The organism is Ferruginibacter sp. (genome assembly GCF_014377975.1).
Lineage (GTDB): Bacteria > Bacteroidota > Bacteroidia > Chitinophagales > Chitinophagaceae > Ferruginibacter.
On record NZ_JACMOO010000404.1, the window covers coordinates 1 to 22,828 of the forward strand.

Here is a 22,828-nt window from a genome sequence, read left to right on the forward strand (position 1 = left end):
TGAATTTTCATGTGCATACCTGCCATACATATCTTTTTGGTGTGGCAAGTATTCTTCGTAACGGCTGAGCAAATAAAAGGAAGCTGCAAAAATATCAAAGGGAAGGTCAGCGTTGGCTGTTTTAAAAAAGGCTTTATGATCATTTATTTCAAAACAATCAATTATTTGCGGTGTTTTATTTTGTTGAAATAATAAATCAATAGATGAAATATGGAATTCCTTTTTGCAAATTGAGTGGTTGCTGTAATTTATTTTTACATCATTATATTCTTTAAACTCTTCATCATTACTGGTAATAGCAAACTTAATACCCATTAATTCTTTAAAAATAAAATTACAGGTGTACCGTAAACGGGGGGTATTTGTTTGGGAGTATAAAAGCAGCTTCATTAAGCTTGGTAAATTTCTTTCAATGTAATACTGATATTGAGTTGTGGCAGGTCCACAATATCTGAAAGGTTATTATGAGTAAATGCTTGCCAGTTCAAATCCGTTGTTTTTTTATACGTGATGATCATTTGTTTTTCTAACTCTACCAATAAATAATATTGTAAAGTATCCGGTTTTTGTTTTTGGCTGAATTTATCAACCATATCAAATTTGCGGGTGCGTTCACCTAATACTTCTGCAATAAGAACCGGCTGTGTATAATTATATTCATGTTGCTCCGGTAAAGCAACCAGTACATCCGGATAAAAAAAATATTCTCTTTTTTAATAAATACTTTAAAGCCTTCCATAAAAATGCGTTCACTCTTATCTTTTAAAAACATGTTCCTAGCAAAAATAAATTGTCGATGATTAGATTGTGCAAAAATGAAGTGCCTGCCATTTTAATTAAATTTTCAAAATAATATTCATGTTTTACTTCACTTTTTTTTCATAAGCAAAGTACTCCTATAAGGTCTTAAATTTTTTATGTTCTATTACTTTTTTCTTCTAATCAAATATACCAAAAAATTACTTGTTTAGCCGCTCCTTCCACATTTCATTAAATGTTTTTGGGCTAAAATTAAGGCTGCTGCGGTGTTTGACCCATCCTTTAAACAAACTGTTTACCACGTTGCTTTTTATATTCCCATTCCCTATATTCATCAATGCCCTTTTAAGACTGGCCATTTTCCAAAGTTTCCAGGATATTTTTTCGCTCAAAGTTGTAAGTCCTTCCTCAACAGATTCACGCCGGTTTTCCAGTAGCAATTCATGAAGGTTTATTTTTACTGGGCACACTTCTGTGCAGGCACCGCAAAGGGAAGATGCAAAGCTTAAATGCTTAAAATCCTTCATGCCCTGTAGGTTGGGCGTAATCACACTTCCAATTGGTCCGCTGTAAGTGACACCATAGGCATGCCCACCAATATTTTTATATACAGGGCAAACATTTAAACAGGCACCACACCGGATGCAATATAAACTTTGCCGTTGTGCAGGATTTTTTAAAATAGTTGTCCTGCCATTATCCAATAAAATCACATACATTTCTTCCGGTCCATCAATTTCATTGGCCTGCTTTGGCCCTGTAATAATAGTGTTGTACACTGTAATTTTTTGCCCGGTACCAAAAGTGGAAAGCATTGGCCAAAACAAGGCCAGGTCTGTTATGGAGGGAATCACTTTTTCTATGCCAACAATAACAATATGTGTTTTAGGAAAGGCGCAGCTTAACCTTGCATTGCCCTCATTTTCGGTAACGGCTATACCGCCAATATCACTTATTATAAAATTAGCACCGGTTACACCTACTTGGGCATCGGTATATTTTTTACGTAAAATTTTACGAGCCACCTGGGTTAATTGCTCTGGTGTATAATTTATGGGGGTACCTAGTTTTTCATTAAATAGTTTTGCCACATCCTCCTTACTTTTATGCATGGCAGGTGTAACAATATGGTAGGGTGCTTCTCCATCAAGCTGTTGAATATATTCACCCAAATCGGTTTCTACGCTTTCAATACCATTTTTTTGCAGTGCATCATTCAGGTGAATCTCTTCGGTGGCCATGCTCTTACTTTTGACCAGTTGTTTGCAGTTTTTTGCTTTGCAGATATTGAGTATTGCATCAATGGCCTGTTGAGAATCTTCTGCCCAAATAACTTTGCCACCTCGTTTTGTAAAATTCAACTCAAAGGTTTCCAATTGCTGGTCAAGTGTTTCAATGGCACGCCATTTAATATTTTTAGCCCGTTCCTTCGCCAGGTCTATATCTGCAAATTGCTCTTTCCCTTTCGGCACCACGGCATTATACCTGCCAATATTAAAATTAATTTTTCGACGGTGATCCAGGTCTGCCGCTTTAATGGTGCTTTTGGCAATAAAGGTTTGTGCGTTTTCTGACATGGTTAATTTTATATTGCTATCCAGTTTAAAATATTCTTACTAAAGAGTTGAAGCCAACACCCCCAATACTTTCCCCACTTTTGTAAAAGCAGCAATGGCTTTGTCCAAATGTGGTTGCTCATGTGCTGCACTTAACTGTACCCTTATGCGTGCCTGCCCTTTGGCCACCACAGGAAAGAAAAATCCAATCACATAAATACCTTCTTCCAATAAGTGGGCGGCAAAGTTTTGTGCCACCACTGCATCATATAACATAATGGGTACAATCGGATGTTCGCCGGGCTTGATATCAAAACCAGCTTCTGTCATTTTTGTTCTAAAGTATTGGGTATTGTAAGCTAATTTATCCCTCAACTCCGTTGTTTCGCTAAGCAGATCAAGTACGGCAATGGATGCGCCGACAATACTTGGTGCCAGTGTATTGCTGAACAAATAAGGACGGCTTCGCTGACGCAACATTTCAATGATCGCCTTCTTGCCGCTGGTAAATCCGCCACTGGCACCGCCAAGCGCTTTGCCTAAAGTGCCGGTTATAATATCAATGCAGCCCATTACGCCACGATGTTCATGGGTGCCCCTGCCTGTTTTACCAAGGAAACCACTGCTGTGGCATTCATCAATCATTACTATGGCATTGTACTGGTCGGCAAGGTCACAAATTTTATCTAATTGTGCTATAGTTCCATCCATACTGAAAGAGCCATCAGTCACAATTACCCTGCTACGCAAATGAGCACTTTCTTTTAGTTTCATTTCCAGGTCGGCCATATTATTGTGTTCATACCGGTAACGCTGTGCCTTACACAAACGAACGCCATCAATAATTGAAGCATGGTTCAATGCATCGCTAATGATGGCATCTTCTTCGTTAAATAAAGGTTCAAACAAACCACCGTTGGCGTCAAAAGCAGCCGCATATAAAATGGTATCTTCTGTACCTAAAAAATCAGCGATTTTTTTTTCCAGTTCCTTATGGATATCCTGTGTGCCGCAAATAAAACGTACACTGCTCATACCAAAGCCATGAGAGTCGATATACTTTTTTGCCGCAGCCGTTACTTTTGGATGGGCCGAAAGGCCTAGGTAATTATTGGCGCAAAAGTTTAAAACCGTTTTGCCGTTCACTATAATTTCAGCGCCCTGTTCGCTGGTGATGATACGTTCTTTTTTTGCCAGGCCGGCACTTTCAATAGCAGAAAGTTCGGTGGCGATTCTTTGTACAAAACCTTGGTTCATAAATCCGTATTTTAAAAAAGTTGATAAAATTGGGTTATCAAAGAGTATTGTAAAAATACTTTCTAACAGCTTATTACTTTGTATTTGTAGGGATATAGCAAAATTAAGTAAGCAACTCATTGAACAATCAGTATACTAAATAATAAAAGTTTAACATTTATTATTTAGTCCTGTAACTTTTTACTTTTAGTTTCGTATCACCTTACAAAACAACCGTATTATGTTAATAAAAAAATCCGCCATGTTATTAATTGCACTTGCAACAAGCTCGGTAAGTATATTGGTATTTTCTTCGGATAAAATTATTCCTTCTTCATTGCCGGTAAAATGTTGCCAACAACTTGTAGAAAACGAGCTTTTCTCTCCTTGGGGTATCATGTCGCAATCAATGTTGCGCACTAAAGCATAAATAATTTTTTATTTTGTAACTTTTCATTTCGGTCAACCGTATAACAAACAGGCAACCAATTAACCAAATCTATTAACCAGGCACCTAATGCTTTATGACGGAAAGAGAGTATAACCAGTGTGTAAACTTGTACGCCGATAATGTGTACCGCTTTATTCTTAAAAACCTTGGGCAGGAAGCGGACGCACAGGATGTGTTACAAGGTGCGTTTGAAAAAATGTGGATCAACAGGCAGCAGGTAGATAATGACAGGTGTAAAAGTTATTTGTTTACCGTGGCCTATCATCAAATGATTGACCATATCAGAAAAAATAAACGCATTAGTTTAAGAGAAGAATTTAAGGAAGAAGTTAAGGTAACCAACAGGCAACAACATGATACCAAAAGGGTATTAAATGAAGCCTTAAATAAATTAAACGATATTCAGAAAAGTTTGGTAATGCTAAAAGATTATGAAGGGTATAGTTACCAGGAAATTGCTGACATTACGGGATTAAACCAAAGCCAGGTGAAAGTGTATTTGCACCGGGCAAGGCTAATTTTAAGAGAATATATTGTAAAACCCGAGAATGTTATTTAAATTTTTTACATGGTTTGAAAAGATGAATTTGAGTGCAATGAGTTTTATTAAAATTGAAAACAATGAACATTAACCGACATAATTACGAATTATTTTTTTTACTGTATGTAGATAATGAATTGTGTGTAACAGAAAGAAAAGCCCTTGAATTATTTGTAAAGGAGAATGCAGATCTGCAGAAAGAACTGGACATGTTGCAACAAAGTATTATGCCTGTAGATAACATTACTTTCAACTTTAAAAGCAGTCTGCTAAAGCCTGAAAAAATTTCAGCAGCAACAGAGGAAAATTTATTATTGTATATAGATGAGGAGTTAAATAAAAAGGAAAGGCAAGCGTTTGAATTGGCAATGTTTAATGATGAAAACATTACCACAGAATTAAAAGTATTACAACTAACAAAATTATTAGCTGATACCAATATTATTTTTGCTAATAAACAATCTTTGTACAGAAAAGAAAACAACCGTGTTATCCCGTTTGGTTGGTGGAGAGTAGCTGCCGCTGCGGTTTTTATTGGATTTGGTATTTGGGGTACGGCAGTATATTTTAATACCAGTAACAAAGTTGACGATAAAGGAGTTGCTTTAACTAAAGGTGATAAGCCAGCCGGTACAATAAAAAATATGCCGAAAAAACAACCCTTAATTGAAACAGCTATTACTGCTACAACACAACAACCAATACCTGTGCAAACTATTGTCAAAAAATCTATGCAGGCATCTGTACAAGTTAAGCAACAAGCAACTTTACCGCAAGAGGAGAATAAAGCATTGGTGAAAGAACAAAAAATAAATATCAAACCCGACAATAATCTGCCAAAACCTTATTTTGAAAAACTTAACAACAAAGAAAGTAACAATAATAATGTTGCCAGCGTAACACAAGAAATGCAACAAATAAATACAAATATTCCTGCTAATACAGACACCCAAACTAAATCGGTAGAAATAAATAATAATGCTTACACCGCCGTTTTTAACGATAACAGTGATCACAATAAAGAAGATCGTTTTACACTTTCAGACGATGAACCCAAAAAATCTAAATTGGGTGGTTTTCTCCGCAAAGCAAAACGTGTATTAGAACGCAACACTAAAATGAAAAGCGGCGACAATAACGTAAAAGTTGCCAATTTCGAATTTGCCATTCAATAATTTTAAAAACGAAAAAATGAACAAGCTATTTACACTAATGGTACTGGCATTTGTATGCACAACAGCCACCGCACAAATTGACACCTCCGCCGCTAAATCAAATACTATTAAATTACCGGAAGAGAAGAATGATACTATCCGTATTGGAAATATTGTGATCATTAAAAACGGGGGCAATCATGTTGAATCCAACTCACGAAATACAAAGATCAACATGGGAAGAAACCGCCATAAAAAATTATCGAACATCAGTACCAACTGGGGTATTATAGATTTTGGATTTGCTAATTATTCAGATAAGACCAATTACGCTGCCGCCACTGTAGGCCAATCACTTGTAAATGCTCCTAACAGTAATTTTCCATTAGGTGCCAGCGATTTTAAATTGAAAGCTGCTAAAAGTATTGACGTAAATATTTGGTTTTTTATGCAACGACTCAATTTGATCAAGCATCATGTTAACTTAAAATATGGTTTAGGGCTTGAGTTAAATAATTACCGTTTTCGTTCTGACATTTCTTTTAAAGAACCAGGCTTTTCGCCATATAGCTCTACCGCAGCAATACCTAACGCTTATGTAATAAGAGACTCAATCAGTTTTTCAAAAAACAAACTGGCCGCTGATTATTTAACAGTGCCAATAATGCTGAACTTTAGCAGCAATTCTGGTGATCACAATAGGGGAATAAGTGTAAGTGTTGGTGTTAGTGCAGGTTATTTGTATAGCCAGCGTAACAAGCAGGTAAGCAACCAAAGAGGCAAACAAAAAAATAAGGGCGATTACGACTTAGAGCAATTTAAATTTTCTTATATAGCAGAAATTGGTCTTGGCCCTGTCAGGCTGTATGGTTCTTATAGCCCTAATTCAATTTTTGAAAAAGGATTAGATATGCGGGCTTATACTTTGGGGATTCGGTTAAGCAATTGGTAATATAATTATCCCTTATAATTTATTATATGCCATCCCTTACAGGATGGCATTTATTTTTCTACATTAACATTCTTTTGTTAATGTTTCACCGTTATTTAAAATAATATTGCGTGGCATGTCGTTTGAATAGTGTTATCAAAATAAATAGTTGTATGTATAAAAAAATGGGGATTACTTTTTTAACTGTATGTACGCTTTTTTTACTGATTGCTTTTGTACCTGGCAAAAACAAAAAGAGAAAAGTAGCAAAAAAGGCTACCCCTGTTAAAGTAATAAAAAAAGTCATTCCGCCAGAAAGCGTTGATAACCCTTATTACATAATTGTTGATAAAAGTGATTATGAATTAAAAGTGTACGATGAAGATGGCTGGTTTGCAACTTATCCGGTAGTTTTTGGAGGAAAAGATTTAGGCGATAAGATGAAGGAAGGGGATAGAAAAACACCTAATGGCAGTTTTAAAGTAACCTTAAAAAAGATACATCCAAAATGGGGCCCTGAGTTATTATTAAATTATCCCAATGATGTCAGCTATCAAAGATTTAATGAGCGCAAGCAAAAAGGTCTAATACCAAAAAATGCCCGAATTGGCGATGGCATTGCCATACATGCAACAAGGCCGGAAGAAGAATGGACAATAGATAATTTTTACAACTGGACAGATGGCTGTGTGTCTGTAAAATATACCGAGATGAAAGATTTGTTTAGTTATATACCAGTTGGAACACCCGTTACAATACAGCCATAAAAAATTTTTTTACACTACTATTGAAAGGGGTTTGTTATCATCTTTTAAGAGTTAGAATGTATAAAAAGCAAGCTACCATCCCCATAACTCAAAAACCTGAAATCATTTTCCAACGCATAGTCATAAATGTTTCTCCATCCTTTGCCTACAGCGGCAGCTACAAGTAATAATAAAGTAGATTGTGGTTGGTGAAAATTAGTAATGATTGCTTTTACAATTTTAAAATGATACCCGGGCGCAATCAATATTTGTGTTTTCGCAATAAGCCTTTCACAGTTATTTTTATCCATCCAATTCAGCAAAAAAATCAAAGATTCTTTTGCTGAAAAATCGCTTGATGCAAGTGGTTCTTCATACACATCCCATTGATGGATTGCCAGATTTTCCAAAGTAGCTTCAGGAAATAATGTTGCTTTTACACCCATCCAATACAAACTTTCAATTGTACGCAAAGATGTAGTGCCAACTGCGGTAATATTATTGTCAATATTTTTAACAATATTCCTTATAGTTTCTTTGGTAACATCCATCCATTCTGCATGCATTTCGTGGTGCTGCATGATGCTGGCTTTTACAGGTTTAAAAGTTCCGGCTCCTACGTGCAGTGTTACAAAATCAGTGGCTATATTTTTTGCTTTTAGTGATGTAAAGACTGGTTCTGTAAAATGCAATCCGGCAGTTGGAGCAGCTACTGAACCATCATAAGCAGCATAAATTGTCTGGTATCTTTCTTTGTCAGCCGCTTCCGTCTTACGTTTAATATAAGGAGGCAAAGGGATATCTCCCATTTGTACAATCACTTCTGCAAAACTTAAATGTGCAGGCTGCCACTCCATTTCAACAACATATGCATCGGATAATTTTTCAACCAGGCTAACCTTAAGTTCTGTTACTGATTGATTGCTACTAAACCTTTTAACCAGTGATCCTTCTTTCCATTTACCGGCTCCACCAATCATACATTTCCAACGAACCCGCTGTTTTTTATTCATCACAGAACTATATTCATTTATAGCTTCGTAAGGTTCCAGGCAAAAAATTTCGATGATTCCGCCTGTTAGTTTTTGAAATAGAATCCTTGCAGGAATTACTTTAGTATCATTAAAAATGAGTAGGCTATTTTCGGGTAAATATGCCGCTATATTTTGATAGTTATCTTCCCTGATAATCCTTTCTTTATAAATCAATAATTTAGAAGCATCCCTGTTTGCCAATGGAAAAGCGGCAATTTTTTCATCAGGTAAAATATAAGTGTAATTAGCAATAGCTATGTCTTTTGGATGCATGCAATAATTAGTTTTTCAAAAAGGTTTCTACTTCAGTGGTCCATTTATCATTTTCTTTTTTACACAAAGATTCATGCCCTGCTGTATCATATACCACTAATTTTTTGGGTGTAGTAATGTTGGCATAAATCATATCTATTTCATCCCTTGTAACCCGTGGATCATCCTTACCCCACTGCAATAAAACGGGGCAGTTAATTTTTTTTGCAAATTCAGTTGGCTTCATACCAAAGCCCCAAAAGCCATGTTCGGCTCCTCCCCAAAAAGTAATCAGTGTTGCCAATGGCTCGCCAGGTAAATTCATCATTTTTATTCTGCCTTCTGCAGCTTTTAAAATAGATCCATAAGGCATTTCTAAAATGATTTTGTTGGGTTGCAGGGGATAATCATTGACGGCTTTTGTTATGGCAGCGGCACCCATGGATATGCCCCATAATACAATATTTTTTTCTCCCTTATTATGTATATAGTTATAGGCCAGTTCAACATCTTCAGTTTCAGCATAACCAATGGTAGTAGTGTTTCCTTCACTATTGCCATGCGCTCTAAAATCAAGAAGAAATGTATTGTACCCCATTTTTCTGAACGCTGCTGATTCTTTCATTATGGCAGATTTTGTGCTTCCATGGCCATGAAACATTACTATAGTTCCTTTAACAACGGTGTCTGATTTTAAATACCAGCCTTCCAGTTTTAAATTGTCTTTTGTTGTAAGGTAAATGGTTTCAAAACTGGAATCTGCAACTATGGTGTCGTGGCTTTTTGTTACATTAATGCCGAATAATATTTCACCTGTTTTATCCCACCCGTTTTTATCCAGCTTTATTGTTATTTCACCAGCATCAAAAAAATGCATGAATTTATATGCATGAAATGCAGTAATGATATTAATGAGAATAAACACAATCAAAAGGCTGCGGCAAAGGAGTTTTATTAATCGGTTCATTTATTATTTTTTTAAAAAGGTAAATGTAGGATTGTTTTAAATGGTAAATCTTTTAAAACATTTATGCTGTAATTTTAAGGCTCATTTTATTAGTTATAAAATTATTTTTTATGCAAATTATTAAACAGTCCCTTTTACTGTGTTTCCTCTTTGTTGGCAGTACCGTTTTTTCGCAAATAGTTCCCCATCAATGGAAAGAAGCTACCAGTGCTGGGTATACCTACAAGTATGTAACGAACGATCCTGCAAAAGCAAGGTTCTACACTTTAAAAAACGGGCTCACTGTAATTTTAAGTACCACCAATAAAGATCCCCGCATACAATGTTACATTGCTACCAAAGCAGGCAGTAAAACTGACCCGGCGGACCATACCGGTCTGGCTCATTACCTGGAGCACATGTTGTTTAAGGGTACGGATAAATTTGGCTCTTTAGACTGGATAAAGGAAAAACCTGAGCTGGATAAAATAGATGCGTTGTATGAGGAATACAACCATACAACTGATACGGTAAAACGCAAAACAATTTATCACAATATAGATTCTGTTTCGGGCAAAGCGGCTACTTATGCCATTGCCAATGAGTATGATAAAATGATGTCTTCAATGGGAGCACAGGGCACCAACGCCTTTACCTCTTTTGAACAAACCGTGTACACCGATGATGTGCCTGCAAATGCAACAGATAAATATTTAGCGGTGCAGGCAGAAAGATTCCGCAACCCACAATTCAGGATATTTCACACAGAGCTTGAGGCGGTTTATGAAGAGAAGAACCGTGGCTTGGATAATGATGGCAGAAAGGTATTTGAAAAATTATTTGCCGGCTTATTTAAAAATAATAATTACGGAAGGCAGACTACCATCGGCACAATTGAGCATTTAAAAAATCCGTCATTGCTGGAGATAAGAAAGTATTTCAATACCTATTATGTTCCCAATAATATGGGTGTAATTATGTCGGGTGATTTTGATGCCGATGCAATGATAAAAAAAATAGACGCAGGGTTTGCATACATGCAAAACAAACCGTTACCTGCCTATAGATTTGATGCCGAGCAACCCATTACAGCTCCTATTACGGAAGAAGTAGTGGGTCCGGATGCAGAAAATATTACGATTGGCTACCGGTTGCCAGGCAATAAATCTAAAGACGTTTTACTTGCAGATCTTGTTGGACAGATATTAACCAACGGTAAGGCTGGGTTGATGGATCTTAACCTGGTGAAAAAACAAAAACTGTTAAGAGCATCCGCTTCAGCTTTTACACTGATTGATTATGGTGTACTCTTTATGCAGGGTACGCCTACACAGGGGCAAACACTGGAAGAAGTAAAAGCATTGATGCTGGGCGAAATAGCGAATCTTAAAAAGGGAAATTTTGATGATAACCTCATCACTTCCATCATCAACAACCAAAAGAAAAATAAAATACTGGCCAGCGAATCTTATAGTTCAAGAGCCAGTGATTTAATGGATGCCTTTACTTCGGAATTGGACTGGAAAGACCAGGTAGCGTACACCGACCAGTTATCTAAACTTACAAAAAAAGACATCATTGCTTTTGCCAATAAATATTTTCAGGAAAATTACCTGGTTATTTTTAAACGTAAGGGCGATGATAAAAATATTATAAAGGTTGATAAGCCTGCTATTACGCCGGTTGAAACAAACCGGGATGCTCAATCAACATTTGTAAAAGCTGTAAACAACATGCCTGCAACAGCAGTAAAACCTGTGTTTCTTGATTTCACAAAAGACCTGCAAAAAAGTAAGATTGGCCCGGCAGAAGTATTGTATGTGCAGAATAAGGACAATTCTATTTTCAGGTTACAGTACCGATTTGATATGGGTACCTGGAATAATAAAAAATTAGGCCTGGCAGCACAATATCTGCAATTTTTAGGAACCGGTAAAATGAGCGCTGAAGACATTACCAAAGCATTTTATAAAATAGCCTGTAGTTTTTCTGTGGGTGCAAGCGCCGAGTTTACAACAGTAAATATTGAAGGGTTACAGGAAAATTTTACAAAAGCGGTTACGCTTTTTGAAGGTCTGTTAAAAAATTGTGTGGCGGATGAAACTGCGTTAACAGCATTGAAGGCACGTATTGCAAAATCAAGAACGGATGCAAAACTAAACAAGGGGGCCATTATGAGCGGCCTTGTTGCGTATGCCCGCTTTGGCGATAAAAATCCCTTTAACTACACTTTAAGTGATGCTGAACTTACCAATGCAGGCTCTGCAGAATTGATGGATATTTTACATAACCTGAACAGCTATTCTCATAAAATTATTTTTTACGGGCCGCAGGTATTGGTGCCGTTAACGGCAGGTTTAAAACAATTGCACACTATACCAACAACCTTTAAACCAGCACCGGCAAAAACCAATTTCGTAAATGCGGTGCAAAATAAAAGTCAGGTGTTATTTGCCGATTACAATATGGTGCAATCAGAAATCAGGTGGGTTAGAAACACCAATACTTACAACCCTGCTGATGAGCCGGTGATTGATATTTTTAATAATTATTTTGGTGGAGGAATGGGTGCACTTGTATTCCAAACCATCCGGGAATCGAAAGCACTTGCCTATTCTACTTTTGCTTTTTATGCCAAGCCAGATAAAAAAGAAAATCCTTTTTACACACTGGCTTATGTAGGTTGCCAGGCAGATAAATTTAATGAATCTATTGTAGCGATGAACGAATTGCTGAACGACCTACCCAATGTAGTAGAGAATATAAAATTTGCAAAGGCGGGCATTAAAAAAGATATTGAAACAGGCCGCATTACACAAGACGGTATTATTTTCGATTACCTGACAGCACAGCGCATGGGCTTGGATTATGATATCCGTAAAAAAACATACGCAGTAGTTGACAAGATTGGTTATGAAGAATTGAAAAAATTTCATACCAGTTACATTGCTCATAAGCCTTATACTTATTGCGTAGTAGCATCAAACAAAAAAGTGAGTGATGATGATATGAAAAAATATGGTGAGGTTAAGAAATTGAGTTTGGAGGAAATTTTTGGGTATTAAGCAAATTATTATAGTTAATAAAAAGCGCCTCTTTATAAGAGGCGCTTTTGTTAAATCACTTTTTTATACTTTTCCATTTTTAATTTCTTCTACCACACCCGGTTCAAGCAAAGTCGAAATATCACCAAGGTTTTCTGTTTCTCCTTCCGCAATCTTTCTTAAAATGCGGCGCATAATTTTACCGCTACGTGTTTTAGGAAGACCGGTTACAAACTGAATTTTATCAGGTTTGGCAATGGCGCCAATTACCCTGGTAACGGTTTGTAAAATATCTTTTCTTCTCATGTTTTCATCGCCATGATGGCCATTATAAATAACAAAAGCATAAATGCCCTGTCCTTTAATGTCGTGCGGATAACCTACCACGGCACTCTCCACCACACCGGCGTGCATGTTGATGGCGTTTTCTACTTCGGCAGTTCCAATACGGTGACCGCTTACATTTAACACATCATCTACACGGCCGGTAATGCGGTAAAACCCTTCCTCATTTTTCAACGCACCATCACCAGTAAAATATAAATTTGGGTAACTGGCAAAATAATTAGTGCGGCAGCGTTCATGATCGCCATAAGTGGTTCTAAGTATGCCGGGCCACGGAGCTTTAATACAAAGGTTGCCTTTCAGCAAACCATGCTCATCTTTTTCTGTTACCTCATTTCCATTTTCATCTACCAAAATTGGTTGCACACCGGGCATGGGCAACGTGGCCCAGCTTGCTTTTGCAGGAGTGATACCTGCAAGATTAGAAATTAATACACCGGCAGTTTCTGTCTGCCACCAGGTATCTACGATCGGGCATTTCTTTTTGCCGATGTGTTCATTGTACCAATGCCACGCTTCTTCATTGATGGGTTCACCAACGGTTCCCAGTATTTTTAAAGAGGATAAATCTTTTCCTTTTAATGGATCTAATCCAAAGCCCATTAAACTTCTGATGGCAGTGGGGGCTGTGTACAAAATATTCACCTGGTGTTTATCTACCACATCCCAAAATCTGCCTGCATCCGGCCAGGTGGGGATACCTTCAAATATCAATGATGTTGCGCCTGCTGCCAGCGGCCCATAAACAATATAGCTGTGCCCTGTAATCCAACCAATATCTGCGGTGCAAAAATGTACCTGCCCGGGCTTGTATTGAAACACATTTACAAATGTGTACGCCGTCCAAATCATGTAACCAGCCACTGTATGCACCACACCTTTGGGCTTACCTGTGCTGCCGGAGGTATATAAAATAAACAGCGGGTCTTCTGCATTCATTTCTTCTGCCGGAAAAGAAACCACTCCATCTTTCTCTATTTGCCCTTCGGCATATTCCATTTCATCTTCCCACCAAACATCACGGCCTTTTATCATACTTACAGGTGTTCTTGTTCTTGTATAAACAATCACCTTTTTAATGGTCTTATTTCCTATCAATGCATCGTCAATTACATTTTTTAAAGGAATTACTTTTTCGCCACGGTAAGCACCATCGCAGGTTACAATAAATTCTGCACCTGCATCATCAAGTCTGTCGGCAATACTTTGAGCACTAAAGCCGCCAAAAATTACGCTGTGTACGGCACCAATTCTTGCACAGCCCAATACCGCATATGCTAACTCTGGCACCATGCCCATATAAATACAAACACGGTCGCCTTTTTTTACGCCATTATTTTTTAATACCTGTGCAAACTGGCAAACCCTTTTGTGTAAACGGGCGTAGGTAACTGTTCTTACTCTTTCTTCAGGATTATTTGGCTCCCAAATGAAGGCAGGTTTATCAGCCATTGTAGCAAGGTGGCGATCAATACAATTTTCAGTAATGTTCAATTTGCCGCCTTTAAACCATTCTATTTTTGGTTCGGTAAAATTCCAATTTAGTACACTGTCCCATTTCTTTTTCCAAAGAAAATTTCCTGCAACATCACCCCAAAAACTTTCAGGATCATCTACACTTTTTTTATAATCGATATGGTATTGCTCTAATGAAGTAATTTGATATGGGTATGACATGACAATAATAAAAATTTAGAAACTAATAATTTGTATTCGTTCTCAAATTAATATATTTATGCTAATAAATTTCAACAAACGATTGATTGAAACGCTCAATAAAATATATGGTATCAACTTCATCTAAAGGAATTGGCAAAGTAATTTTTTCTTCCTCCCTCGGTACCTTAATTGAATGGTATGATTTTTATATTTTTGGGATGCTTGCTAAAACAATCTCCGTTCAATTTTTTCCAGAAGGAAACGATACCGCAGCATTGCTGAGCACATTGGCCATTTTTGCAGCGGGGTTTTTAGTACGTCCGTTTGGGGCGCTGGTTTTTGGAAGGCTGGGAGATATGATTGGCAGAAAATCTACGTTTTTATTAACCCTTGTTTTAATGGGTGGATCTACTTTTTTAATTGGTTTGATACCAGGTTATCGCTCCATTGGCATAGCCGCACCTTTACTGGTGTTGTTGTTGCGTTTAATACAAGGGCTTGCTTTGGGAGGCGAGTACGGCGGGGCTGCTACTTATGTTGCAGAACATTCACCTGCAAACAGAAGAGGCTATTACACCAGTTGGATACAAACCACTGCTACGCTGGGTTTGTTTGTGGCTCTGGGTGTTATCATGGCTGTAAAATCAAATATGTCTGAGGCGGCGTTTACGGCTGAATGGGGTGGATGGCGTTATCCCTTCTGGATATCTATTTTACTGGTTGGTGTTTCTATTTATATCCGGTTAAAGATGAGTGAATCACCCATCTTTTCTAAATTAAAAAAAGAAGGGAAGACATCTGTTAATCCATTGAAGGAAAGTTTTGGCCACAAAGCAAATTTTAAAATGGTGCTGCTGGCATTGTTTGGAGCTGTAATGGGACAAGGGGTAATATGGTACACCGGACAATTTTACGCCCAATCTTTTTTAGAGAATACCGTGAAGATTGAGTTTATGCAAAACAGGGAAATTTTGTTATGGGGCATTGGTTTGGCCACACCTTTCTTTTTGGTATTTGGAGCTTTGAGTGATAAAATTGGCAGAAAATGGATTATGCTAACGGGCATGTTGCTGGGGGTGATTTTTTACAGACCCATATTTGGAATGATGTTGAAGGATGCGGATGCGAAAGTGTGGATGGAAAAGTTAGAAGAAGAACACCCCAATAAAATATTGAGTTTCGCTGACAAAGATTTTGTATTAAAAAATGATACTGTAAAAAGAAATGAAGGAACTATTTTGTTTATCCAACAAGTAAAAAGCATATATACATACGGTGGAAATCAATTTTCAAAAACCTTCAAAGATACCATACAGGTAAAAGCAGATAACATGTGGAAAGTAATTTCAAAGCAGGTTGGTACTCCTGTTTATTCAGATAAAATTCTTTCAACCCCACTAAAATGGAAATTTATCTTTTTGGTATTTTCTATGATCCTTTTTGTAACGATGGCCTATGCACCAATTGCTGCTTTTTTAGTAGAACTATTTCCTACTAAAATAAGGTACACTTCAATGAGTTTGCCTTATCATATTGGTAACGGTGTGTTTGGTGGTTTGGTTCCTTTTATTGCTACTTTACTTTCTGCCAGTTATGCAAATGATCCATTGGTAGGGCTTTGGTATCCGATTGGAGTAGCTGCATTGTGTTTTGTGATTGGTGTATTTTACCTGCCCAATAAGAAAGATAAAAATATATTGGACTAAAATTATTTATATGAATCAGTTGAAAAAAGTAATGGGTGTTTTGTGGATGATACTTGCACCGGTAGTAATCTATTTTCTGGTAATGGGTGCAGTGCACAATATTGACAGTGCCGGTACAAAGGATATTAATAAGCCTATACCATGGATAATAATCATTGCCATCTTTACACCAATTGCCATTGGGTTAATGATCTTTGGATTCTATTCTGTAAAGGGGGAATATGATAAATTACCCGAAACTTCTAATGAAGTGTAAATTGATTAGGATGTAAAATTTATCGAGAGCATTTTCAGAATATCTTATCCATTTTTTAATTTGTAAAAAATTTATCATCATTCCATTTTGATGGATTATTGATAATATAATTTGAAATAGTATGATAAGATTGTTCGTTGCGTATAATGTGTTCATAATAATTACGTTGCCATAATTTTCCCATCTGTGGGATTGGATTAACGTCCGCCCATTTCAATTTAAAAATATCCAAACATTTATTTGCCACCAACGATTTATATGCACCCACCATATTGCCAACCGTTATATTGGTAGGGGCAGGGTTCATCCCTGCCCCAATATGATCAATCAAAATTTCATTTTGCGTATCCGCATTTTGGGCAGCATTTTGGGCAGCATTTTGGGCAGGGGTGAACCCTGCCCCAACCGTGTTGGTCAACATCATAATCCCGTGCAGGTGGTTGGGCATTATTTGAAAAACATCCAATTCAAAATTTGTAAACCGTTCTGATAATTTTAACCATTCCTCATATCCAATCCTTCCGTATTCATTCAATATCATTTCATCGTTTACAATTTTTCCGAAACGATGTATCCTGTTCTGGCAACAGATTGTTACAAAATACAAACCTGCCTGCGAATAATCATACTCTTTCAGACGAATACTTCTGCGATGGTGTATGTTGGGATTGTAAGACATGTTCTAATTTTATATAGTTGCAAGTTGTTACTTCTCTCAATTGGCAAAGTTGTAAAATTATTTTACCGATGTTCCTATCATTGCTTTATAAATTACTTCATGAATAGAAGGCCGAACATTCAATTTTCCAAGCAATGGATTGTCTCCTACGGGTGTAACCCTGTTACTTAAAAACACATATACTAATTTTTTTTCAGGGTCGGCCCAGGTACAGGTTCCGGTAAAGCCAGTATGGCCGAAACTGAGTGGTGATGCACTTAGGCAAGGATATGGCTCCACACTGGTAGCATTATCCTTCTCCGGTTTATCAAAACCATAAGCTCTGCGGCTGATGGTACTGTGATAAGCTGTAAACAGATCAACTGTTGCTTTTTTAAAATAACGGGTGCCGTTTATTTCGCCTCCGTTCAGCAGCATTTGCATGATCACTGCAATATCGTACGCACTGCTGAATAAACCTGCATGGCCGGCAACGCCACCGAACATAGCAGCACCTGGATCATGCACATCTCCCTGTATCAATTCCATGCGGAAAACCTTCTCGTTTTCTGTAGGGGCTATGCGGTTCAATGGCAAATATTCTCGAGGCTTAAAACCGGCAGAGGTTAATCCCAATGGCTGATAAAATTCTTTTTTAACATACTCATTCAATGGCAGACCACTGATGGCTTCCACTACTTTGCCTAAAAAAATAAAATCATTGTCGCTGTAAATATATTTACCAGTTAGCCCCAGCGGACTTTGTAAAATTTTGTGGTATAACGAATCCCTGTAATCGTTGCGCATAAATAAATTTTCCGCTACTCTTATATTGAAAGAATCGCTTTGCTGATGCACAAAATATTTCGGAAAGGGAATACCTGTAACAGTATCAATCGCCTGCCGGTAAAATGGAATAAAGGCAACAAGTCCCGCCTGGTGCAGCAAAATGTTTTCTATTAAAAGATGTTCTTTATTACTGCCCTTTACCATGGGCAAGTAATCGCCCAATTCCTTTTTCAGATCAATTTTACCCTGCTCATACAATTTCATGATAGAAATAGTAGTGGCGCATATTTTAGTAACGGAAGCCATGTCATACACAGATTCTGTTGTAACCGGTGCTGCATTGTCATAATTAAAATGGCCGTATGCTTTTTGGAATGCAATCTTTCCATCTTTAACTACCAGTACCACACAACCTGGTGTAGCACCTTTGCTGATGGCATTGTTTGCTATGGAATCTATGCTGTTTAGTTTTGTAATGTCAAGCCCAACTGCTGCCGGATCTGCAATTGGTAAAATACCTGCAGCCGTAATGATACCGCTACCAAATGGATAAGCTTCACAAACCGTGACCGGCAATTTTCCCTTTGCAGTGATTTTGCCCTGCAAAAGATCAATGGCTGCAAGTTGGGTGTACTCATCATCTTCGTAACAGGCTACAATATTTTTTGCAGCACAAAAGTTTTTGATGGCATATGGATTGCCAAATACAAAACTGATGCTGTTGGTTTCCTGTTGCAACTGTGTTGCCAGATCAATGGCAGCGGGGGTTAGACCAAAATTATTGGCTGGCGTGCGGCTATAATTATGGATGCCGATGACCACTTTTTTAAACCTGCTTTTTATTAAAGCTACCGTTGATAAAACCCTGATAGGATCAGCCTTATAATCAAAATAAAATACTGCTGCATTGTAATCGGTACGCATTCTTTTAGCGAAAGCATTATCAGTGTTGATGCCAATAGCAATGTAGGCAATATCCGTTGTGGGATTTTTTTTATCCGCAACTAAAGGAAAAAAATTGTCGCTTGTTTTTTTCAATACTGTAATGGCATTTTCTGCCACCAGCTTTTTCATAGAAGGCACTTCCTTGTTTAAATCAGCAGTTATGTTAGTGGTATTAATTGGTTCAAAATGCCCTCCTCCATACTGGTATTTTGCCATTAACACCCTTTTGCAATGCAGTTCAATATCCTGCCAGCTTAGCTCCTTGTTTTCGATGGCGTCTTTTATTTTCTGTATGGTTGAATCTACATTGCCCGGCAGGCAAAGCATATCATTGCCCGCAATCAATGCTTGTACAGAAGCTGCTCCACCGGGAAAGTACTTTTGTACGCCCTGCATTTCCAACGCATCAGTAAATGTCAATCCCTGAAATCCTATTGTATTACGCATCAGGCCTGCTACATTTTTTTGCGAAATAGAAGTTGCCCTGTTGGGTGTACTGTCAATTACCGGGATGTATAAATGTGCTACCATCACACTACCAATACCCGCTTTAAATATTTCCCTAAAAGGATATAACTCCAGGGAATCCAGTTGCGCCATGGTTTTATTAATTACCGGAAGATCAAAATGAGAATCTACCGAGACATCGCCATGCCCGGGAAAATGTTTGGCACAGGCCATCACGCCAGATTCCTGCAACCCCTGCATATATTTAATACCATACAATGCTACTTTGTATTTGTCTTCCCCAAAACTGCGGTCGTTAATAACGGGGTTATTGGGATTGTTATTAATATCCACTACAGGTGCATAGTTAACATTAATGCCTAAGCGGCTGCACTGTTCTCCCACTACTTTACCATATTGGTGAACAATTGTTGCATCCTGTACGGCACCCAGCATCATCTGGTGCGGCAAGGCGGTTACGCTATCAAACAGGCGCATTCCGATACCCCATTCAGCATCAATACAGGTCATCAGTGGTGTTTGTGCAATTTGTTGCAATTTGTTGATGATGTTAGCCAATTCCACTGGATTTCCTTGAAACGGACAGATACCGCCTACATTGTATTTTTTTATAGCTTCAGCTACGGCGCTATCATAATAAATGGGGATTTTATTTTTAAAGTCGTAGGCAGATAAACGCAGAATCATTAATTGTGCAATGCGCTGATCGGGTGTTAAACTATTAAAAACACTGTCTGCCCAGTGTTGTGCAGTAGATGAATGATGTAAACCGGTTTGAGCTTTTCCCACAACACAACCTAATTGTAACATAATAAACAGGAAATATATTTTTCTCATAATAAATAGATAAGTAATACAAATTAAACACATTTCAATAGACATGGCTTCAAAATTATTTTTAACTTTACGCTATGTCAATTGCAGCAAAATACCGTCCTTATTATACTTATGAAGATTATTGCCAATGGGAAGGTCGTTGGGAATTAATTGAAGGTATGCCTTATGCAATGAGTCCGGCATCAATACCGGAACATCAAAGAGTAAGTGTATTGCTAAATTTTGAATTTGTAAAAGCATTAAAAAATTGCAAAAATTGTAAATTGTTTCAGCCATTAGACTGGAAAATAAAAGAAGATACCATTGTGCAACCCGACTTATTGATTGTATGCGAAAAAATAGAAAAAAAGTTTCTGGATTTTCCGCCTGTATTGATTGTGGAGACATTATCACCATCTACTGCTGGTAAAGATCGTGGTGAAAAAATGGAATTGTATCAATCGCAAAAAGTAAAATATTACCTGATCGCTGATCCACAGTTTAAAAAATTAGAAATATACGAATACATCAATACCCAATACGAGCCCGTCTCCGTAAACCCGGAAATGTATCATTTTATTCTCCACGATAATTGTACAGTAGATGTGAATCTCCTTGATATTTGGGAGTAATCTATCTACTATTATCTACGTATTTTTACAAAAAAACAAAGAAGAAATTTTGCCCGACATCATTCAGTTATTACCCGATAATATTGCCAATCAAATTGCTGCAGGTGAAGTAATTCAGCGTCCTGCCAGTGCTGTAAAAGAATTACTGGAAAATGCCGTAGATGCCGGCGCCACAGAAATTAAACTGATTGTAAACGATGCAGGCAAAGCCCTGATACAGGTAATTGATAATGGTAAAGGGATGAGCGAAACAGATGCCCGGATGAGTTTTGAAAGGCATGCTACTTCTAAAATAAAAAATATTGACGACCTGTTTCATATTAAAACCATGGGGTTTAGAGGAGAAGCATTAGCCAGTATTGCTGCCGTATCTCAGGTAGAACTGAAATCAAAAAAGGCAGAAGATATCACAGGTACTTATATTGAAATAGATAACAGTGTGGTAAAAAAGCAGGAACCGGTAGCTATGCAGCAAGGGACCAGCATTGCCATGAAGAATTTATTTTTTAATGTACCTGCCCGTAGAAATTTTTTAAAAAGTAATCCATCTGAATTACGCCATATTGTGGATGAATTTATCAGGGTGGCCATAGCATTTTCTGATATCTTCTTTTCTTTAACCAGTAACGGTCAGCAGGTTTTTCATTTAGAAAGCGGTTCTTTAAAACAACGCATAGTACAAATATTGGGTAATAATTACAATGCCAAACTTGTGAGTGTGCAGGAACAAAGCGATTACATGAATATTTATGGTTTTGTGGGGAAACCCGAAACGGCAAAAAAAAACAGAGGCGATCAGTATTTTTTTGTGAACAACCGTTTTATAAAAAGTGCTTATCTCAACCATGCAGTGATGGGTGCTTTTGATGAAATGATTGCAAAAGACAGCTTTCCGATGTACACCTTGTTTATTGATTTAGATCCATCACAGATCGATATCAATGTGCATCCTACCAAGCAGGAAATAAAATTTGAAGATGAGAAGATCATTTATGCTTTTGTAAAAAGTGCCGTTAAACATGCGCTGGCCCAATTTAGCATTACCCCTACATTGGATTTTGAGCTGGACTCCTCTATTCAGCATTTAGATGCAGTAAGCAAACCTTTTACTGAAGAAAGAAAATCTTCTGCTGCATCCTCCTCTTTATACAACACGTTTATTCAAAAAAACCAGGCCCATTTTATTGAAAATAAAAGTGAGTTAAAACACTGGAAAGATTTGTATGAACCGGCTAAAGGAGAATCGGGCGTTTTGAATAAAACATCTGCCAGTGAAACAGTAGGGCCGGCATCTTTACGGCAGGAACCTGGTTTTGTAAGCCTGCAATCTTTTATAGTTCAGCCCGCAATAGCGCCGGATCATCTAACACAGTTGCACCAAACCTACATTATTGCACAAAACGATCCCGGCTTTTTAGTAATTCATCAGCAAAATGCACATGAAAGAATTTTGTACGAACGTTTTATTAAAGCAGTGGAAGGAAAACCAATTGCTATTCAGCAAAATCTTTTTCCAATAACCATAGAACTAACAGCTATGGACATGGTGACCGTAACCGAACTGTTACCAGAACTGCATTTACTGGGTTATCACCTGGAGCCCTTTGGCAACAATACTTTTGTAATACAAGGCACACCGGCAGACGTAGATCAGGGCAATGAAAAAATGGCGATAGAAAAAATGCTAGAGCAGTTTAAACATTTTAGTGCCGATTTAAAATACAGTAAAAGAGAAAAATTATTCCGGTCACTTGCGTGGCAGCAGGCCATTAAAGCAGGCACAAACCTAACACATAAGGAAATGAAAATGCTGGTAGAAGATTTGTTTGCCTGCAATGCACCTAACATTACGCCCAATGGCAAGCCAACTTACACTGTATTTAAAAAGAAGGAATTGGATAAAA

General features: G+C 37.5%; 18 protein-coding genes and 1 pseudogene. 10 read left to right on the top strand and 9 right to left on the bottom strand.

Annotated features, from left to right (window positions below; genetic code table 11):
* The 4 genes and pseudogenes from H7254_RS19755 to kbl all read right to left on the bottom strand — a co-directional run.
* Window positions 1–390 (bottom strand): hypothetical protein (locus tag H7254_RS19755; RefSeq protein ID WP_301934616.1); only part of this gene is annotated, 390 nt, incomplete at its 3' end.
* Window positions 390–692, bottom strand: a pseudogene (locus H7254_RS19760) (hypothetical protein); the annotation flags it as partial. The gene H7254_RS19755 and the pseudogene H7254_RS19760, both read right to left, overlap by 1 nt.
* Before the next feature lie 267 nt (window positions 693–959).
* The gene (locus H7254_RS19765; RefSeq protein WP_301934618.1) at window positions 960–2,336 is read right to left on the bottom strand and encodes a LutB/LldF family L-lactate oxidation iron-sulfur protein; all 1,377 of its coding nucleotides are present in this window, start codon (window positions 2,334–2,336) and stop codon (window positions 960–962) included.
* A gap of 39 nt (window positions 2,337–2,375) precedes the next feature.
* Window positions 2,376–3,572 carry a glycine C-acetyltransferase gene (kbl, locus tag H7254_RS19770; protein ID WP_301934619.1) on the bottom strand — a complete coding sequence of 399 codons (1,197 nt, stop codon included), beginning with the start codon at window positions 3,570–3,572 and terminating at the stop codon, window positions 2,376–2,378.
* A gap of 220 nt (window positions 3,573–3,792) precedes the next feature.
* On the opposite strand from kbl, the gene H7254_RS19775 reads away from it, so the two are divergent.
* From H7254_RS19775 to H7254_RS19795, 5 genes are all read left to right on the top strand, one after another.
* On the top strand, window positions 3,793–3,981 hold the full coding sequence (locus H7254_RS19775) for a hypothetical protein (RefSeq protein WP_301934620.1): 189 nt from the start codon (window positions 3,793–3,795) through the stop codon (window positions 3,979–3,981).
* Window positions 3,982–4,075: 94 nt separating this feature from the next.
* Window positions 4,076–4,561, top strand: coding sequence for an RNA polymerase sigma factor (locus H7254_RS19780; protein WP_301934621.1), 486 nt, complete (start codon window positions 4,076–4,078; stop codon window positions 4,559–4,561).
* Between the two features lie 62 nt (window positions 4,562–4,623).
* Window positions 4,624–5,718, top strand: coding sequence for a hypothetical protein (locus H7254_RS19785; RefSeq protein WP_301934622.1), 1,095 nt, complete (start codon window positions 4,624–4,626; stop codon window positions 5,716–5,718).
* A 16-nt stretch (window positions 5,719–5,734) separates the two neighbouring features.
* Window positions 5,735–6,649: a hypothetical protein gene (locus tag H7254_RS19790; protein WP_301934623.1), complete on the top strand. Its 915-nt coding sequence runs from the start codon at window positions 5,735–5,737 to the stop codon at window positions 6,647–6,649.
* Between the two features lie 152 nt (window positions 6,650–6,801).
* On the top strand, window positions 6,802–7,395 hold the full coding sequence (locus H7254_RS19795; protein ID WP_301934624.1) for a murein L,D-transpeptidase family protein: 594 nt from the start codon (window positions 6,802–6,804) through the stop codon (window positions 7,393–7,395).
* Window positions 7,396–7,439: 44 nt separating this feature from the next.
* Here H7254_RS19795 and H7254_RS19800 read toward each other — a convergent pair whose 3' ends face one another.
* Window positions 7,440–8,681 carry an S-adenosylmethionine:tRNA ribosyltransferase-isomerase gene (locus tag H7254_RS19800; RefSeq protein WP_301934625.1) on the bottom strand — a complete coding sequence of 414 codons (1,242 nt, stop codon included), beginning with the start codon at window positions 8,679–8,681 and terminating at the stop codon, window positions 7,440–7,442.
* A 7-nt stretch (window positions 8,682–8,688) separates the two neighbouring features.
* On the bottom strand, window positions 8,689–9,627 hold the full coding sequence (locus H7254_RS19805) for an alpha/beta hydrolase (RefSeq protein WP_301934626.1): 939 nt from the start codon (window positions 9,625–9,627) through the stop codon (window positions 8,689–8,691).
* A 110-nt stretch (window positions 9,628–9,737) separates the two neighbouring features.
* On the opposite strand from H7254_RS19805, the gene H7254_RS19810 reads away from it, so the two are divergent.
* The gene (locus H7254_RS19810) at window positions 9,738–12,671 is read left to right on the top strand and encodes a pitrilysin family protein (RefSeq protein WP_301934627.1); all 2,934 of its coding nucleotides are present in this window, start codon (window positions 9,738–9,740) and stop codon (window positions 12,669–12,671) included.
* Window positions 12,672–12,734: 63 nt separating this feature from the next.
* Here H7254_RS19810 and acs read toward each other — a convergent pair whose 3' ends face one another.
* The gene (gene acs / locus H7254_RS19815) at window positions 12,735–14,672 is read right to left on the bottom strand and encodes an acetate--CoA ligase (RefSeq protein ID WP_301934628.1); all 1,938 of its coding nucleotides are present in this window, start codon (window positions 14,670–14,672) and stop codon (window positions 12,735–12,737) included.
* A 107-nt stretch (window positions 14,673–14,779) separates the two neighbouring features.
* On the opposite strand from acs, the gene H7254_RS19820 reads away from it, so the two are divergent.
* Complete coding sequence (locus H7254_RS19820; RefSeq protein ID WP_301934629.1) at window positions 14,780–16,360, top strand: MFS transporter; 1,581 nt, start codon at window positions 14,780–14,782, stop codon at window positions 16,358–16,360.
* A gap of 10 nt (window positions 16,361–16,370) precedes the next feature.
* Window positions 16,371–16,616 carry a DUF6814 family protein gene (locus H7254_RS19825; protein ID WP_301934630.1) on the top strand — a complete coding sequence of 82 codons (246 nt, stop codon included), beginning with the start codon at window positions 16,371–16,373 and terminating at the stop codon, window positions 16,614–16,616.
* Window positions 16,617–16,671: 55 nt separating this feature from the next.
* Here the strand turns inward: H7254_RS19825 and H7254_RS19830 are convergent, their stop codons facing one another.
* Window positions 16,672–17,295, bottom strand: coding sequence for a transposase (locus H7254_RS19830; protein ID WP_301934631.1), 624 nt, complete (start codon window positions 17,293–17,295; stop codon window positions 16,672–16,674).
* A gap of 57 nt (window positions 17,296–17,352) precedes the next feature.
* Complete coding sequence (locus H7254_RS19835) at window positions 17,353–20,313, bottom strand: glycoside hydrolase family 3 N-terminal domain-containing protein (RefSeq protein ID WP_301934632.1); 2,961 nt, start codon at window positions 20,311–20,313, stop codon at window positions 17,353–17,355.
* A gap of 74 nt (window positions 20,314–20,387) precedes the next feature.
* On the opposite strand from H7254_RS19835, the gene H7254_RS19840 reads away from it, so the two are divergent.
* Both H7254_RS19840 and mutL read left to right on the top strand, forming a co-directional pair.
* Complete coding sequence (locus tag H7254_RS19840; RefSeq protein ID WP_301934633.1) at window positions 20,388–20,924, top strand: Uma2 family endonuclease; 537 nt, start codon at window positions 20,388–20,390, stop codon at window positions 20,922–20,924.
* Between the two features lie 49 nt (window positions 20,925–20,973).
* Window positions 20,974–22,828: DNA mismatch repair endonuclease MutL (gene mutL, locus H7254_RS19845; RefSeq protein WP_301934634.1), on the top strand; the 1,855-nt coding region annotated here is incomplete at its 3' end.

Coding starts and splice junctions, on each gene's coding strand:
- kbl (WP_301934619.1), bottom strand. CDS start 3,572: ATGAACCAAGGTTTTGTACAAAGAATCGCCACCGAACTTTCTGCTATT.
- H7254_RS19765 (WP_301934618.1), bottom strand. CDS start 2,336: ATGTCAGAAAACGCACAAACCTTTATTGCCAAAAGCACCATTAAAGCG.
- H7254_RS19810 (WP_301934627.1), top strand. CDS start 9,738: ATGCAAATTATTAAACAGTCCCTTTTACTGTGTTTCCTCTTTGTTGGC.
- H7254_RS19775 (WP_301934620.1), top strand. CDS start 3,793: ATGTTAATAAAAAAATCCGCCATGTTATTAATTGCACTTGCAACAAGC.
- H7254_RS19780 (WP_301934621.1), top strand. CDS start 4,076: ATGACGGAAAGAGAGTATAACCAGTGTGTAAACTTGTACGCCGATAAT.
- H7254_RS19795 (WP_301934624.1), top strand. CDS start 6,802: ATGTATAAAAAAATGGGGATTACTTTTTTAACTGTATGTACGCTTTTT.
- H7254_RS19805 (WP_301934626.1), bottom strand. CDS start 9,627: ATGAACCGATTAATAAAACTCCTTTGCCGCAGCCTTTTGATTGTGTTT.
- H7254_RS19825 (WP_301934630.1), top strand. CDS start 16,371: ATGAATCAGTTGAAAAAAGTAATGGGTGTTTTGTGGATGATACTTGCA.
- H7254_RS19840 (WP_301934633.1), top strand. CDS start 20,388: ATGTCAATTGCAGCAAAATACCGTCCTTATTATACTTATGAAGATTAT.
- H7254_RS19785 (WP_301934622.1), top strand. CDS start 4,624: ATGAACATTAACCGACATAATTACGAATTATTTTTTTTACTGTATGTA.
- H7254_RS19820 (WP_301934629.1), top strand. CDS start 14,780: ATGGTATCAACTTCATCTAAAGGAATTGGCAAAGTAATTTTTTCTTCC.
- acs (WP_301934628.1), bottom strand. CDS start 14,672: ATGTCATACCCATATCAAATTACTTCATTAGAGCAATACCATATCGAT.
- H7254_RS19835 (WP_301934632.1), bottom strand. CDS start 20,313: ATGAGAAAAATATATTTCCTGTTTATTATGTTACAATTAGGTTGTGTT.
- H7254_RS19830 (WP_301934631.1), bottom strand. CDS start 17,295: ATGTCTTACAATCCCAACATACACCATCGCAGAAGTATTCGTCTGAAA.
- H7254_RS19790 (WP_301934623.1), top strand. CDS start 5,735: ATGAACAAGCTATTTACACTAATGGTACTGGCATTTGTATGCACAACA.
- H7254_RS19800 (WP_301934625.1), bottom strand. CDS start 8,681: ATGCATCCAAAAGACATAGCTATTGCTAATTACACTTATATTTTACCT.